15 protein-coding genes and 2 tRNA genes are annotated in these 15,104 nt (G+C 66.8%); 10 read left to right on the top strand and 7 right to left on the bottom strand.

Annotated features, from left to right (window positions below; all coding sequences use genetic code 11):
* Positions 1 to 666, top strand: a 666-nt coding sequence (locus APY03_RS26410) for an NUDIX domain-containing protein (protein WP_232324416.1), incomplete at its 5' end; no start/stop codon positions are given.
* Here the strand turns inward: APY03_RS26410 and rapZ are convergent.
* The 3 genes from rapZ to APY03_RS26425 all read right to left on the bottom strand — a co-directional run bounded on the left by rapZ (position 663) and on the right by APY03_RS26425 (position 4,337).
* Positions 663 to 1,541, bottom strand: coding sequence for an RNase adapter RapZ (gene rapZ / locus APY03_RS26415; protein ID WP_068681636.1), 879 nt, complete (start codon positions 1,539 to 1,541; stop codon positions 663 to 665). The genes APY03_RS26410 and rapZ overlap by 4 nt on opposite strands.
* A 68-nt stretch (positions 1,542 to 1,609) precedes the next feature.
* Positions 1,610 to 3,298: a DNA repair protein RecN gene (recN, locus tag APY03_RS26420; RefSeq protein WP_068681555.1), complete on the bottom strand. Its 1,689-nt coding sequence runs from the start codon at positions 3,296 to 3,298 to the stop codon at positions 1,610 to 1,612.
* Positions 3,299 to 3,440: 142 nt separating this feature from the next.
* Positions 3,441 to 4,337 carry an NAD kinase gene (locus APY03_RS26425; RefSeq protein ID WP_068681557.1) on the bottom strand — a complete coding sequence of 299 codons (897 nt, stop codon included), beginning with the start codon at positions 4,335 to 4,337 and terminating at the stop codon, positions 3,441 to 3,443.
* A gap of 28 nt (positions 4,338 to 4,365) precedes the next feature.
* Between APY03_RS26425 and hrcA the strand changes: the two genes are divergently transcribed.
* From hrcA to greB, 4 genes are all read left to right on the top strand, one after another.
* On the top strand, positions 4,366 to 5,370 hold the full coding sequence (gene hrcA, locus APY03_RS26430) for a heat-inducible transcriptional repressor HrcA (RefSeq protein ID WP_068681559.1): 1,005 nt from the start codon (positions 4,366 to 4,368) through the stop codon (positions 5,368 to 5,370).
* A gap of 36 nt (positions 5,371 to 5,406) precedes the next feature.
* Positions 5,407 to 5,483 (top strand) — tRNA-Ile (locus tag APY03_RS26435).
* Positions 5,484 to 5,540: 57 nt separating this feature from the next.
* Positions 5,541 to 5,617: transfer RNA gene (locus APY03_RS26440), tRNA-Arg, on the top strand.
* Positions 5,618 to 5,674: 57 nt separating this feature from the next.
* On the top strand, positions 5,675 to 6,247 hold the full coding sequence (greB, locus tag APY03_RS26445; protein ID WP_068681561.1) for a transcription elongation factor GreB: 573 nt from the start codon (positions 5,675 to 5,677) through the stop codon (positions 6,245 to 6,247).
* Between the two features lie 3 nt (positions 6,248 to 6,250).
* On the opposite strand, the gene APY03_RS26450 is transcribed toward greB, so the two are convergent.
* The 4 genes from APY03_RS26450 to APY03_RS26465 form a co-directional block, all read right to left on the bottom strand.
* Positions 6,251 to 8,506 carry a RelA/SpoT family protein gene (locus tag APY03_RS26450; protein WP_068681563.1) on the bottom strand — a complete coding sequence of 752 codons (2,256 nt, stop codon included), beginning with the start codon at positions 8,504 to 8,506 and terminating at the stop codon, positions 6,251 to 6,253.
* Between the two features lie 93 nt (positions 8,507 to 8,599).
* The gene (rpoZ, locus tag APY03_RS26455; protein WP_028249368.1) at positions 8,600 to 8,803 is read right to left on the bottom strand and encodes a DNA-directed RNA polymerase subunit omega; all 204 of its coding nucleotides are present in this window, start codon (positions 8,801 to 8,803) and stop codon (positions 8,600 to 8,602) included.
* Positions 8,804 to 8,840: 37 nt separating this feature from the next.
* The gene (gene gmk, locus APY03_RS26460) at positions 8,841 to 9,461 is read right to left on the bottom strand and encodes a guanylate kinase (RefSeq protein WP_068681565.1); all 621 of its coding nucleotides are present in this window, start codon (positions 9,459 to 9,461) and stop codon (positions 8,841 to 8,843) included.
* A 26-nt stretch (positions 9,462 to 9,487) separates the two neighbouring features.
* Positions 9,488 to 10,402 carry a YicC/YloC family endoribonuclease gene (locus APY03_RS26465; protein ID WP_068681567.1) on the bottom strand — a complete coding sequence of 305 codons (915 nt, stop codon included), beginning with the start codon at positions 10,400 to 10,402 and terminating at the stop codon, positions 9,488 to 9,490.
* 92 nt (positions 10,403 to 10,494) lie between these two features.
* On the opposite strand from APY03_RS26465, the gene APY03_RS26470 reads away from it, so the two are divergent.
* The 5 genes from APY03_RS26470 (at position 10,495) to hemW (ending at position 15,100) form a co-directional block, all read left to right on the top strand.
* On the top strand, positions 10,495 to 11,502 hold the full coding sequence (locus tag APY03_RS26470; protein ID WP_068681569.1) for a serine/threonine protein kinase: 1,008 nt from the start codon (positions 10,495 to 10,497) through the stop codon (positions 11,500 to 11,502).
* Between the two features lie 37 nt (positions 11,503 to 11,539).
* Positions 11,540 to 12,454: a PP2C family protein-serine/threonine phosphatase gene (locus APY03_RS26475; protein WP_068681572.1), complete on the top strand. Its 915-nt coding sequence runs from the start codon at positions 11,540 to 11,542 to the stop codon at positions 12,452 to 12,454.
* A 25-nt stretch (positions 12,455 to 12,479) separates the two neighbouring features.
* Positions 12,480 to 13,208 carry a ribonuclease PH gene (gene rph, locus APY03_RS26480; protein WP_068681574.1) on the top strand — a complete coding sequence of 243 codons (729 nt, stop codon included), beginning with the start codon at positions 12,480 to 12,482 and terminating at the stop codon, positions 13,206 to 13,208.
* 30 nt (positions 13,209 to 13,238) lie between these two features.
* Positions 13,239 to 13,838, top strand: a complete 600-nt coding sequence (gene rdgB / locus APY03_RS26485; protein WP_068681576.1) for an RdgB/HAM1 family non-canonical purine NTP pyrophosphatase — start codon at positions 13,239 to 13,241, stop codon at positions 13,836 to 13,838.
* An 80-nt stretch (positions 13,839 to 13,918) separates the two neighbouring features.
* Positions 13,919 to 15,100, top strand: coding sequence for a radical SAM family heme chaperone HemW (hemW, locus tag APY03_RS26490; RefSeq protein WP_102905659.1), 1,182 nt, complete (start codon positions 13,919 to 13,921; stop codon positions 15,098 to 15,100).
* Positions 15,101 to 15,104 lie beyond the last annotated feature (4 nt).

Raw genomic sequence — 15,104 nt, forward strand, 5'->3', positions numbered from 1 at the left:
GCCGCTTTCTGCTTCGGCGAGCGAGTCGCGATCCTTGACGGCAACGTGAAGCGCGTGCTGACGCGGGTGTTGGGCTTCGAAGGCGACCTGGCGTCCGCGGCACAGGAGAAAGCGCTGTGGGCCCTGGCGACGGAACTGCTGCCGCCGCCAGCACAGCGGGGTGCGATCGCCGGCTACACCCAGGGTGTGATGGACCTTGGCGCGACCGTCTGCTTGCCGCGCAAGCCCAGCTGCATGATCTGCCCGGCCAGCGAGCTGTGCGTGGGGCGGCGAGCAGGCGCGCCGGAGCGCTTTCCGGTGAAGACGCGCAAGCTGCGGCGCAGCGCGCAATCCTTGTGGATGCTGAAGGCTCTCGACCCGAAGGGGCGCGTGTGGCTGGAGAAGCGCGCCTCGCGTGGGATCTGGGCCGGCCTCTACTGCCTGCCGGTCTACGAGAGCCGCGCCTTGCTGCTGAACGAGCTCGCGCCCGATGCGCGCTGTGTGGCGCAGGACGATCCTGCCTTCCTGCACGTGCTCACGCACAAGGACCTGCACCTGCACCCGGTGTCTGTGGCGTATGCGGCCGAGCGCCCGCCGACGGGGTCGGGAAGCTGGTTCGAGGCCGGCGAATGGCCGGTGCTCGGCCTGCCGGCGCCGGTGCGCAAGCTGCTCGCGGCCGGCGATTAGCTCAAGGCGTCCAGCTCGCGGTGCCGCTTGAGGGCAGCCCAGCGTGTGCTGAAGCCGCGGGCCAGCTGTTCCACCAGGAAGACCGAGCGGTGCTGCCCGCCGGTGCACCCGATAGCCACGGTCACGTAGCTGCGATGGTCGCGTGCCAGTGCATCGAGCCAGCGATGAAGGAACTGCTCGATGTCGCCTTGCATGCGCGCGACGTCCTCGTGTTCGCGCAGCCAATCGATTACAGGCGCGTCCCGGCCGGTCAAGGGCCGCAGCGCGGGCACGTAGTGAGGGTTGGGAAGCATGCGCACGTCGAACACGTAGTCGGCATCGAGGGGCACGCCGCGCTTGAAGGCAAAGGACTCGAAGACCAGCGTGAGCGCGCTCTCTGGCGCGGCAATCAGCGCCTTGATGTAGCTTTGCAGTTGCGCCGGCCGGATGATGCTGGTGTCGATCACGTCCGCACCATCGCGCAGCTCGGCAAGCAACTCGCGTTCCAGCTCGATGGCCTGCACCAGGACGCGTTGCTGTTCCGGCGCATCCGTGCGGCCATCGTGGCGCGAAAGGGGGTGCCGGCGGCGGGTTTCCGAATAGCGGCGCACCAGCGCGTCGGTGGTCGAGTCGAGAAAGAGCGAGCGCAGCGACACGCCCTCGTTGCGCAGCCGCTCGAGCTGTTGCGGCACCAGCGGCAGCGAGACGCCGCTGCGCACATCCATCGCGATTGCCACGCGCCTGGCCTGCTGCTCGCGCTGCAGGGCGATGAAGGGCATGAGGAGCTCGGGAGGCAGGTTGTCGACACAGTAATAGCCTGCGTCTTCGAGCGCGTGCAGGGCGACGGACTTGCCAGAGCCGGACATGCCGGTGATCAGCACCAGTTCCAGGCTCACTGAAATACCTTCGCCTTCGCCTTCGCCTTCGGCTGCGGTGCTGTTCGCCTTCGGAGCTGCCGTGCTGCTCATGCCGAAACCTCCGGCGTCTTCTTGCCCAGCATTTCTCGCGCATGGGCGAGCGAGGTCTGCGACACGCGCTCGCCGCCCAGCATGCGAGCGATCTCGCGGGTGCGGGTGTCGTCGTCGAGCACCGACACGCTGCTTTCGGTGCGGACGCCGCCCGGGCTCTTCGCGCTCGTCTGCTGCTTGGCAACCAGCAGGTGGTGATCGGCGCACGCGGCCACCTGCGGCAGATGGGTGACCGCCAGCACCTGGCGATCGCGGCCCAACTGCTTCATGAGGCGGCCGACGGTCTCGGCCACGGCGCCACCGACGCCGGCATCGACCTCGTCGAATATCAGGGTCTGCGCGCCGCCAAGCTGGCTGGTGGTGACCGCGATCGCCAGCGCGATGCGCGAGAGCTCGCCGCCGGAGGCCACCTTGCCGATCGCGCGTGGCGTGCTGCCAGGATGGCCGGCGACCAGGAAAGCGACGTCTTCGAGGCCGTGGCGGGCGGGCTCTGCCCGACTTTCCAGCGAAACCTCGAAGCGCCCACCCTGCATGCCGAGGCCCTGCATGGCAAGCGTCACCGCCTGTGCCAGCCGCAGGGCCGCCTGCTTGCGCGTCTTGCCCACGGCCCTGGCCTCTTTCATGTAGGCCTGTTGCGCGGCCTGCTCGGTGCGCTCCAGCGCCTCCAGGTCGCCTTGGGCATCCAGGGCCTGTAGCTCGGCCTGCCAGCTGGCGAGCAGAGAGGGCAGCTCGGCCGGCGTGCGTTTGTATCGGCGGGCGAGCGACATCCACAGGCCCATCCGCTCGTCCAGCTCGGCGAGTCGTTGTGGGTCCGTGTCGGCCTGGCGTAGATAGCCGTGCAGGGAGTGCGCAGCATCGGAAGCCTGGGCCACGCTCGAGGCCAGCACTTCGCCCAGCTCCCTGAAGGCCGGTTCGATGTGCTCGCAGTTCTGCAGCAGCGTGACGGCTCGGCTCAGCGCGGCAAGCGCGCCGTTCTCGTCGTCTTCCAGTGCGTTGCAGGCGCCTTCGGCGGCGTCGATGAGCGCCTGCGCGTTGGCGATGCGGGTATGGCCGGCCGACAGCTCTTCCCACTCATCGGAACCCGGCGCGAGCTTCATGACCTCGCCCACCTGCCACTGGAGGCGTTCGCGCTCGCGCTGCAGGGAGTCCTGGGCCGAACGTGCCTTGTCCAGCGCTGCGATGGCTTGGCGCCAAGCATGCCAAGCCTGCGCGAGGACGGAAACCGCATCTTCGGCGCCGGCATAGGCGTCGAGCAGCCCGCGCACGGCATCGGGGCGTGTCAGGCTTTGCCAGGCGTGTTGGCCGTGGATGTCGAGCAGCTGATCGCCGAGTTCGCGCAGCTGCGTCGCGGTGGCCGGGCTGCCGTTGATCCAGCCGCGGCTGCGGCCTTGGAGATCGACCGTCCGGCGCAGCAGCAGCGCGTCGCCGGCCTCGAAGCCGCCTTCGTCCAGCCAAGCGGCGAGGGCAGGCTCGGCATCGAACTCGGCGCTGACGTCGAGACGTTCCGCACCTTCGCGCACGGCGCCGGCGTCTGCGCGGTTGCCGAGTGCCAATTGCAGCGCGTCGATCAGGATCGACTTGCCGGCGCCGGTCTCGCCGGTCAGAACGGTGAAGCCGGCGGCCAGGTCGAGTTCAAGTGCGCGCACAATCACGAAATCGCGCAGGGCGATGCGTCGCAGCGCCATGTCAATGCCCGCCCGGAATGCCGAAGGGCGCAGGGTGCGCCTGCGAGGGGCGAAGAACAGGCCGAGCGTGCGGACTCTCCGGTGTACCTTCGCCTTCGGCTACGGTGCTAGTCGCCTTCGGGGCGGCCGTGCGGCTCATGGATCAGGAACCTCCTTCATTCCAGTGCAGTTTCTTGCGCAGCGTATCGAAATAGCTCCAGCCCCTCGGGTGCAGGAAGCGCACGCGGTACTCGGAGCGCCGCACCACGATCTGGTCGCCGATGGCCATGGTCGCCAGCGACTGCATGTCGAAATTGGCGCTCGCGTCGCGGCCGCCGACCAACTCGATCGAGACCTCGTCCGCGTCCGGCAGCAAGATCGGGCGGTTGGAAAGCGAGTGCGGCGCGATGGGCACCATCACCCAGCCCGGCACGGCCGGATGCAGCAGCGGGCCGCCGGCGGACAGCGCGTAGGCTGTGGAGCCGGTGGGCGACGCGATGATGATGCCGTCGGCGCGATGGTTGGCGACGAAGTGATGGCCGACCGAAACCCGCAGTTCCACCATGCCCGAGGTGGCTCCGCGGTTGACGACCACGTCGTTCATGGCCAGTGCATTGAATACCGAGATGCCTTTGCGCACCACGTTCGCCTGCATGAGACTGCGGTGGTCTTCCTCGTAGTCGCCGGCCAGCATCGGGACCAGCACGGTCTGGTAGTCGTTCAGCGCGATGTCGGTAATGAAGCCCAGCCGCCCGCGGTTGATCCCGATCAGCGGCAGGCCATAGCATGCGAGGTGGCGCCCAATGCCGAGCATCGTGCCGTCGCCGCCAACCACCAGTCCCAGATCGCATTGCCGGCCGATCTCCTCGACCGAGAGAGCGGCGTAGCGGCCCTGCGCCGGCGCGCCCTCGTCCGGCTGCTCGACGAAGACCTCGCAGCCCTGGGATTCGAGGAAGGCACCGATGCCTTCCATGATCTCGTCCAGCGCGCCGGCCGGCGCTCGCGCGCCAGAAGCCTGGTACTTGCCGATCAATGCAACGCGCCGGAAGCTGGATGTCATCGGTAAATTACAACACTAAAATCTTTCAATGCTGGACGACCGCGCCAAGTTGCTGCTGAAGACACTGGTCGAGCGCTACATCGCCGAAGGGCAACCCGTGGGCTCCCGTACGCTCTCCCGGGCTTCGGGGCTCGAGCTCTCGCCTGCGACCATTCGCAATGTCATGTCCGACCTGGAGGGGCTCGGGCTCATTGCCAGTCCCCACACCTCGGCGGGCCGCATTCCAACGGCACGGGGCTATCGCCTTTTCGTCGACACCATGCTGACGGCGCAGCGCGAGCAGTTCGCGGCGCCCAGCCTGCCGCCCGACCAGCCTCAGAAGGTGATCGCCAATGCGGCCCATTTGCTCTCGAACCTGTCGCAATTCGTCGGCGTGGTGATGGCGCCGCGCCGCGCCTCGGTGTTCCGGCAGATCGAATTCCTGCGGCTGTCGGATCGCCGCCTGCTGGTGATCATCGTCTCGCCCGACGGCGACGTGCAGAACCGCGTGATCTTTCCCGAGGTCGATTACTCGCAGTCGCAGCTGGTCGAAGCCTCGAACTACATCAACGCGCATTTCGCCGGCCTGTCGATCGAACAGGTGCGCGACCGGCTGCAGTCCGAGATGGAGCAGCTGCGCGGAGAGATTGCCGCGCTGATGCAGGCGGCGGTGCAGGTCAGTTCAGAGGTGCTGACGGAGTCAAAAGACGAAGTGGTGATCGCGGGCGAGCGCAACTTGCTGTCGGTCACCGATTTCTCCGGCGACATGAGCCATCTGCGCCGGGCTTTCGAGCTCTTCGAGCAGAAAGCGCAGCTGCTTCGCCTGCTCGACGTCTCAAGCAAGGCCGAGGGCGTGCGCATCTTCATCGGTGGGGAAAGCCAGGTCGTGCCCTTCGACGATCTCTCGATCGTCAGCGCGAACTACGAGGTTGATGGCGAAGTGGTGGGAACGCTGGGCGTCATCGGGCCGACGCGCATGCCTTACGAGCGCATGATCCAGATCGTCGACATCACGTCGAAGCTGGTCACCAACGCGCTCAGCCACCGCAAATAGGAGAGGCCGAGCCGCCCACTAGAATCCCGACTGCGTGGGCCGTTAGCTCAGCTGGTTAGAGCAGCGGACTCATAATCCGTTGGTCCCTGGTTCAAGCCCAGGACGGCCTACCACCGCATTGCATCGCGCCAGGAAGACGCTCTTGCGAGCATGCTATACTCGCAAGCTGTGCGGCTGTAGCTCAGTTGGATAGAGTACTTGGCTACGAACCAAGGGGTCGTGGGTTCGAATCCTGCCAGCCGCACCATCATCAAGAAGGCCTGCAACGAGAGTTGCAGGCTTTTTTCCTTTGGAGCTTCAGGCCATGAGCAAGGCATTCACCAAAGAGAACGATGCAGGCGAAGAGGATGACGGGGCTGCCGGCATGCCGCCGCTCCCCGTCGGGGGCAAGAACTACATCACGCCGGAAGGCTATGCACGTCTGCGCGACGAGCTGCTCGAATTGATGGACGTCGAGCGGCCGAAGGTGGTCGAGGCTGTTCATTGGGCTGCGAAGAACGGCGACCGATCCGAGAACGGCGACTACCTTTATGGGAAGAAGCGCTTGCGCGAGATCGACCGGCGCATCCGCTTCCTGACCAAGCGGCTGGAGGTGGCCGAGGTGACGGACCCCTCGGTCCACCATGGCCGCGACCAGATCTTCTTCGGTGCCACGGTCCGCTATGCGGACGAGACCGGCGACGAGCGGGAGCTGACCATCATGGGGATCGATGAAGCCGAGAGCGCGCATGGGCAGGTGAGCTGGATTTCGCCGATCGCCAGGGCGCTGCTGAAGGCGCGTGAAGGCGACGTGGTCAAGCTCGCGACGCCGGGAGGCGTGCACGAGATCGAGGTACTGTCGGTCAGCTACCCGCCGCCATCGCCCGCGGCGGGCTGAGACTCAGGGCGCCGGAACGGTCCGCGCGGCGGCGAGCACGGAAGGGGTGCGCCGCGCCGCCCGCAGCACGGCCTCGAGGTGGGTGCGGTCGCGCACTGCGATCACGAAACGAAGGTCGGTGGAGTCCTGCGGCGTCTCGTCGGCCATCTCCACGTGCGTGATGTCGGCCTCGGCATCCGCCAGGGTGGCGGCGACGCGCGCCAGCACGCCCTTGTCGTTGCGCACCGTGACGACCACGCCGGTCTCGAAAGCTCGCACCGGCTCGTCCGCCCATTCGACGGCGAAGAAGCGTTCGCTGTCCTTGTGCCGCAGCCGCTGCCCGACGCCGCAAGCTTCGGTATGCACCACCAGGCCTTCGCCGTGGCCGAGATAGCCCACGATCGGGTCGTCGGGAATGGGCCGGCAGCACAACGCGAAGCGCACAGAGGAGTTCTCGCTGCCGTCGAGCGTGACGGCGCCCTGGGAGACGGCCTCGTGCGCGGTGAAGCGCTCGCGGCTCAACATCAGTGCGTCGGGCTTTTCGCCCCGTTCCGCCAGCAGCGCCATCAAGCGCTTGGCAACGATGGTGGCGATGCGCTTGCCCAGGCCGATGTCGGTCAGCAGCTCCGCGCGGGTCCGGTTGCCGGTGAAGCGCAGCAGCTTTTCCCAGATCTGCTGGTGCTCATCGTTATCCTCCGGAAGGTTCCCGAGGCCCTCGGCGCGCAGGGCCTGCGCCAGAAGCTTTTCGCCCAATCCCTCCGACTCGGCGTGCGCGAGGGTCTTGAGGTAGTGGCGGATCTTCGAGCGCGCGCGGCCGGTGCGCACGAAACCCAGCCACGCCGGGTTGGGCGTCGATACGGGTGCGGTGATGACCTCCACCACGTCTCCGTTCTTGAGCTCGGTACGCAGCGGAACCTGGTCGCCGTTGATGCGCGCGGCCGAAGTGTGGTCGCCGATGTTGCTGTGAATGGCATAGGCGAAGTCGACTACCGTCGCGCCGCGCGGCAGCGCCAGGATCTGGCTCTTGGGCGTGAAGACGTAGACCGCGTCCGGGAAGAGATCGACCTTGACGTGGTCCCAGAACTCGGCTGCGTCGCGCGTCTCGTCCTGGATGTCGAGCAGGGACTGCAGCCACTTGGTGCCCAGGCGGTCGCCTGTTGCCGTGCTTGGCTCGGCCGCCTTGTAGAGCCAGTGGGCGGCCACCCCGGACTCGGCGACCACGTGCATGGCCTCGGTACGCAACTGGAATTCGACACTCACGCCGGCCGGCCCCACCAGCGTGGTGTGCAGCGACTGGTAGCCGTTGAGCTTCGCGATGGCGATGTGGTCCTTGAACTTGCCCGGTAGCGGCTTGTACATCTGGTGCAGGATGCCCAGCCCGGTGTAGCAGGCGATCACCGACGGCACGATGAGGCGAAAGCCGTAGATGTCGGTCACCTGTGCGAAGCTCAGGTGCTTTTCTTCCATCTTGCGGTAGATGGAGTAAAGCGTTTTTTCCCGGCCTGCGATGCGCACGCTCATGCTGGCTGCGGCGAAGGCGGTTTCCAGTTCCTGCTGCACCTTCTGGATCAGATCGCGGCGCCGGCCACGGGCTTTGGCAACGGCCTTCGCGAGGATCGCGTAGCGCCAGGGACGCAGGTGGCGGAAGGACAGGTCCTGCAGTTCGCGGTAGGTCTGGTTGAGCCCGAGCCGATGCGCAATCGGCGCGTAGATGTCGAGCGTCTCGCTGGAGATCCGGGCCCATTTCTCGCGCGGGGCATCTTCGAGCGTCCGCATGTTGTGCGTGCGGTCCGCCAGCTTGACCAGGATGACGCGCACGTCGCGCGCCATCGCCAGCAGCATCTTGCGAAAGGACTCGGCCTGGTTCTCCTCACGCGTGTTGAAGCGCAGCTTGTCCAGCTTGGTGAGGCCGTCGACCAGTTCGGCGACCGGGGCGCCGAAGCGCTCGATCAGCTCCGACTTGGTCACGCCGCAATCCTCGATCGCGTCATGCAGCAGGGCGGCCATTAGCGCCTGCGCGTCGAGCTTCCATTCCGCGCACTGCGCAGCCACGGCGATGGGGTGGGTGATGTAGGGTTCGCCGCTGTTGCGCAGCTGGCCCAGGTGGGCCTCGTCGGCGAAGCGGTAGGCGCGGCGGACCTGCTCGACGTCCTCGGCGCTCAGGTAGTCGAGGCGATCGGTGAGCGCGGCGAAGCTGGCGGCAGCTGCATTCAGCGCCGCCGGACTTGGCCGGGGCGTGCCTTTGGGGGCACCTGACAGGGACTTGACAACCGCGCTCATGCTTGTCACTTTAGCTTGGCGACTGGTTCGATGTCTTTGTGCAACAAAAAAGCACCGCGTTGCGGTGCTTTTTTGTTGCAGGTGTGCGTCAGCTCAGCCGGGGACTTTCTTGAGCATTTCAAGCCCGATCTTGCCTTCGGCGATCTCCCGCAGGGCCGTCACGCCGGGCTTGTTCTTGCTTTCGATCTTCGGCGCATGACCCTGGCTCAGCATGCGCGCACGGTAGGTGGCGGCCAGCACGAGCTGGAAGCGGTTCGGGATGTGTTGCAGGCAGTCTTCGACGGTGATGCGGGCCATTGGATCTTTCGGCTTACAGGCGGAGGCCTGATTGGGATCAGGGAATGTTCAGGGCGGCGAAGGTGTCGGCACGCGCCCGGCGCTGTGCGGAATACCGGAGCCGCTGAGCGTGGACGATTGCCTTCAGGTCGAAAAGTGCGCGCTCAAATAACTCGTTGATTATAACGAAGTCGAATTCGTTGGCGCGTGCCATCTCCTCCGCGGCATTGCGCAAACGCAGCTCGATCACCTCGGCGCTGTCTTCCCCGCGCCGCTCGAGCCGGGACCGGAGCTCTTCCCAGCTCGGTGGCAGGATGAAGACCATCACCGCGTTGGCAAAGGTCTTGCGGATCTGGATCGCACCCTGGAAGTCGATCTCCAGGATCACGTCGGCACCTTGGGCGATGCGGTCCTCTATCGCTTTCTTCGAGGTGCCGTAGCGCTGCCCATGCACATGGGCCCACTCGACGAAGGCATCGGCCGCGACCATCGCATCGAATTCCGAGTGCGGCACGAAGAAGTATTCGCGGCCATGCTTCTCCTGGCCGCGTGGCGCCCGTGTGGTGTGCGACACGGAGGGCTGCACCGCGGAGTCCAGCTCCATCAAGGCCTTGACCAGGCTCGACTTGCCGGCGCCGCTCGGCGCCGCGACCACGAAGATGTTGCCGGGGTAATCCATTCGCGCGTTCCCTTCCCTGTTCCCTGTTACTCGATGTTCTGCACTTGCTCGCGCATCTGTTCGATCAGCACCTTCATGTCCACGCCGATGCGGGTGAGCTCCAGCGTCGCCGACTTGGACCCGAGGGTGTTGGCTTCGCGATGCAGCTCCTGGATCAGGAAGTCGAGGCGCTTGCCGATCTCGCCGCCTTTCTTGACCAGCCGCTCGATTTCGTCCAGGTGCGAACCCAGGCGCGTGAGTTCCTCCGCGACGTCGATGCGGATCGCGAACGCCGTGGCTTCGGTAAGGGCACGGTCCTGTGCGGCCTCAGGCGGCGTGCCGCCGCTCGCGCCCAGGGCTTCCTGCCAACGGTCCAGGAAGCGGCTGCGCTGCTGCTCGACGAGTTGGGGAACCAGCGGCAGCGCCTGCGCCACCAGGGCTCGCAGCTGGGCCAGGTGGTCCTGCAGCATCCTGGCCAGCCGTGCGCCCTCGCGCTCCCGTGCGGTCATCAGGCCCTTGAGCGTCTTCGTCGCCAGCCCGGAAAGCTCGGGGCCCCAATCGCTCCGGGCGGTGGTCTCGCCCGCGGCAAGGCGCAACACGTCGGCCACGCTGAGCTCGCGCGCTGCGGGCAGCCAGGCGCGAATGCTGTCCTGCAGGCCGTTGAGCCGTTGCAGCAGCTTGGTCGAGGGCTCGCCGATGCCGGCCGCAGCGCCGCTCTCGATCGCCGCGCGCAATTCCACTTTGCCGCGTTTGAGCTGGCCCGTCAGCAGCTCGCGCAGCATGGGCTCGTGCTGGCGCAGCTCTTCAGGCAGCTTGAAAGTGAGGTCGAGAAAGCGGCTGTTGACCGAGCGAATCTCGACTCCGAGCCGGCCCGCGCCGGCGGTTCGCGGCTCGGCGTCCGGGTGACCGCTGCCCGCGGCGGTTTGGCCGCTGGCATAGCCGGTCATGCTGTAAACTGGCATCGCGCCTCGCTCTTGAATTGGTGTGCACGCCCCGAGACAACGGCACCACCTTGGCTTGCCGCACTCCCGCCTTCGGGCGAAACTCCCGGATTATGTCAAAGGTCAAACCTTCGCCCTTGCTGCCAGACACGGTCATCGGCGGCTATCGCGTTGTGCGCCGTATCTCGGCAGGCGGGTTCGGGGTCGTCTACCTTGCTGTCGACCACAGTGGCCAGCAGGTAGCGATCAAGGAATACCTCCCGTCCTCGCTGGCCACCCGAGGCACCGGCGAACTCGCGCCCCAGGTGCCGCCTGAGAAGCTATCGCTTTACCGCCTGGGCCTCAAGAGCTTTTTCGAGGAAGGGCGTTCGCTTGCGCAGATCTCGCATGCTTCTGTGGTGAGCGTGCTCAACTTCTTCCGCGAGAACGAGACCGTCTACATGGTCATGAACTACCTGGAGGGGGCCACCCTGCAGGACTTCATCGTGACGGCGCGCGACCTCAAGAAGCAGAAGGTCTTCCGCGAATCCACCATCCGCTCGCTGTTCGACGAGATCCTGCGCGGCTTGCGAATCGTGCACCAGCACAAGATGCTCCATCTGGACATCAAGCCGGCCAACATCTTCGTGACCGATGACGACCGCGCCGTGATGATCGACTTCGGCGCCGCGCGCGAGGTGCTGTCCAAGGAGGGCAACTTCATCCGCCCGATGTACACCCCCGGCTTTGCGGCCCCCGAGATGTACCGCCGCGATTCCTCGATGGGTCCGTGGACCGACATCTACGCGATCGGCGCGTGCATCTATGCCTGCATGCAGGGCTATCCGCCCAACGACGCGCCGCAGCGCATCGAGAAGGATCGGCTCGGCCTGTCGCTCTCGCGCCTGCGTGGCATCTATTCCGACAACCTGATCGAGGTGGTCGAGTGGTGCATGTCGCTCGACCCGCTGTCGCGCCCGCAATCGGTCTTTGCGCTGCAGAAGGAGCTCAGCCGCGAGGGCGAGCGCCGCTACACCAAGCTCACGGTGAGCGAGAAGGTGCGGTTGTCGATCGATAACATGCGCTCCTTCGAAAAGAAGGGCCTACCCAAAGCGGCGGCTCCGACCACGCGTCCGGCATGATGACTCCCCACGTTGCTTACTTCGCCAGGCGATCGCTGTGAAATTTTCCGTCTTCCAGGTCAGCCGCAAGGGCGGCCGCCTCAAGAACGAAGACCGCATGGGCTATTGCTACACGCGGGAATCGGGCCTGTTCGTGCTTGCCGACGGCATGGGTGGGCATCCCGAAGGCGAGGTAGCTGCCCAGTTGGCTCTGCAGACCATCGCGGCGCTGTACCAGCGCGAGGCGCGGCCCATGGTGAAGGACGTGAAGGCCTTTCTCACGGCTTCGGTGATGGCAGCGCACCAGCAGATCATGCGCTACGCGGGCAACAAGGGCATGCTCGACACGCCCCGCACAACGGTCGTGGCGGCGGTCCTGCAAGGCACGACCGCGAGCTGGATTCATTGCGGAGACTCCCGGCTCTACGTGATTCGCGACGGCGAGCTGCTGACGCGCACGCGCGATCACTCGCACGCCGAGCGCCCGCGCACCGGCGGGGCCACGGGCGCCGAAATCGTCAACCGCAACCTGCTGCTCACCTGCCTCGGTTCGCCGACCACGCCCTTGTTCGACATCTCCGCCCCGCTGCAGCTGCAGCGGGGCGATCGCATCATGCTGTGCTCCGACGGCCTCTGGAGCGTGCTGGACGAGAGCCTGATCGTGCGCACGCTGTCTTCCGGCAAGCCGGTTTCCGACGCCGCGCCCGATCTCGCCGAAATGGCCTTGCGCAATGGCGGCACCCACAGCGACAACGTCACCCTGATCGCGCTCGAGTGGGAAACGCCGGATGCGGCGGGCCAGACCCGCGGCGTATCCACCGACAGCATCAGCGATGGCGTCTTCGCCTCCACGATCCAGGCGGGCATGCCTTCCGACAGCGAGCTCGACGATCTCGACGAAGATGCCATCGAGCGTTCGATCGCCGAGATCAACGAAGCCATCAAGCGCTCCTCCGCCGCGCGCAAGCCCTGATCCGTTCTTTTTTTCCTGGGTTGACATGACAGTTTTCGTACGAAGCGGCGACCGTGCCGCTGACCAGCTGCGTCCCGTGCGCATCACGCGCGGCTTCACCATCCATGCGGAAGGCTCGGTGCTGATCGAGTTCGGCCAGACGCGCGTGCTCTGCACCGCCTCGGTCGAGGAAAAGGTCCCACCACACAAGCGCGGCAGCGGCGAGGGCTGGGTCACGGCCGAGTACGGCATGCTCCCGCGCGCCACCCATACCCGCAGCGACCGTGAGGCTGCGCGCGGCAAGCAGAGCGGCCGCACGCAGGAGATCCAGCGTCTCATCGGCCGCTCGATGCGTGCCGTCTTCGACCTCGCAGCCCTCGGCGAGCGCACCATCCACCTCGACTGCGATGTGCTCCAGGCCGACGGCGGCACGCGCACCGCGGCCATCACCGGCGCATTCGTGGCGGCGCAGGATGCCGTCAACAGGCTGCTGGCGGCCGGCACCCTCGCGGCCTCGCCGATCCGGGGGCACGTCGCCGCCGTGTCCGTCGGCATCGTGCAAGGCACGCCGCTGCTCGACCTCGAGTACGTCGAAGATGCCGCATGCGACACCGACATGAACGTGGTCATGACCGGCGCCGGACACTTCGTGGAAGTGCAGGGCACGGCGGAAGGGGCCGCCTTCTCGCGCGACGAGATGAATGCGTTGCTTCTGCTCGCCGAGAAGGGAATCGCCGAGCTGACCGCGCTGCAGGCGCAGGCGCTGGCCGGCTGATCGGGCGGCAGCGCGATCAGCGGATTGCCGATGAAACTGGTCCTGGCCTCCAACAACGCAGGCAAGCTCGCCGAGCTGCAGCAGCTGTTCGCGCCGCTCGGTATCGAGCTCGTGCGCCAGGCGGAGCTGGGCGTCGGCGAGGCCGAAGAGCCCTTCCTCACCTTCGTCGAGAACGCGCTGGCCAAGGCACGGCACGCCGCGGCGGCCACCGGCCTGCCGGCGATTGCCGATGATGCGGGTCTGTGTGTCGAGGCTTTCGGCGGGTTGCCCGGCGTGGCCACCGCCTACTACGCCACGCGCTTCGGCTACGAGAAGGGCGACGTCAACAACGTCCGCGCGCTGCTCGAGCAGATGGCGGGCATCGACGATCGCCGCGCCGCGCTTGTCAGCACGCTCGTGGCACTGCGCAGTCCCGAGGACCCCGAGCCGCTGATCGCCGTTGGCCGCGCGGCGGGCCAGATCACGCGCGAGCCGATCGGCGAGAACGGCTTCGGCTTCGACCCGGTGATGTGGCTGCCGCAACTCGGCAAGACCTTCGCCCAGCTGCCGCCTGAGCTGAAGAACGCCCACAGCCATCGCGGCCAGGCGGCGCGCGCCATGCTGGCCCTGATGCGGGAGCGCTGGCTGTGAGTCTTGCCATTCCGATCGCTGACGAGCGCGCCCAGGCGCGCAGCGGCGACGCGGAGCGGGCGAACGACGTGCAGCACTGGATGCGCCCCGGCCCCCTCCAGCTGTCGGCGCTGCCGCCGCTCTCGCTCTACGTGCACCTGCCCTGGTGCCTGCGCAAGTGTCCCTACTGCGACTTCAACTCGCACGAGTGGCGCGGCGATGGCGGCGACGCGCCGCTGCCCGAGCAGCGCTACCTGGACGCCCTGATCGCCGACCTCGACGCGGCCCTGCCCCTTGTCTGGGGCCGCAGCGTGCACAGCATCTTCATCGGCGGCGGCACGCCCAGCCTGTTCTCGCCGGCCGCCATCGACCGCCTGCTCGGCGACCTGCGAGCCCGGCTCAAGCTCGCGCCCGAGTGCGAGATCACGCTGGAGGCCAATCCTGGCACCTTCGAGCGCGACCGTTTCCGCGGCTACCGCACCGCCGGCGTCACCCGCCTGTCGGTGGGCGTGCAGAGCTTCAACGATGCGCATCTGAAGGCGCTCGGCAGGGTGCATGACCGCGCCCAGGCCATCGCCGCGGTCGAAGAGGCGGCGCAGGCCTTCGACACCTTCAACCTCGACCTCATGTACGCGCTGCCGGGCCAGACACCCGACGACCTCGACGCCGACCTGGCCCAGGCGTTGGCACTTGCGCCGCCGCATCTTTCGGTCTACCACCTCACGATCGAGCCCAACACCTACTTCGCCAAGTTCCCGCCGACGGTGCCGGAGGACGATGTGGCCTACGCCATGCTCGACCGCATCAGCGAACGCACCGCGCAGCGAGGGCTGGAACGCTACGAGATCTCCGCCTACGCGCGCGCCGGCCACCGCTGCGTGCACAACCTCAACTACTGGCAGTTCGGCGACTACCTCGGCATCGGTGCCGGCGCGCACAGCAAGCTGAGCTTTGCGCATCGCATCGTGCGGCAGGTCCGCTTTCGCGAACCGCGCCTCTACATGGAGAACGCGCTCGCCGCCAGCGCGGTCGCGCAGAGCGACGAGGTCGCCATCGCCGAGCTGCCCTTCGAATTCATGCTCAACGCCCTGCGGCTGAAGGACGGCTTCACGCTGGCGCAGTTCGGCGAGCGCACCGGGCTGGCCGTTACCGCCATCCAGCGCGGGCTCGAAGAGGCCGAGCACAAGGGCCTGATCGAACGCGACCTCGCCCGCGTCTGGCCCACCGCCCGCGGCCTGGACTTCCTGAGTGACCTGCAGGCCATCTTCCTTCCCGATAGCTGAGACC

This window comes from Variovorax sp. WDL1, from assembly GCF_001541225.1.
GTDB lineage: Bacteria > Pseudomonadota > Gammaproteobacteria > Burkholderiales > Burkholderiaceae_C > Variovorax.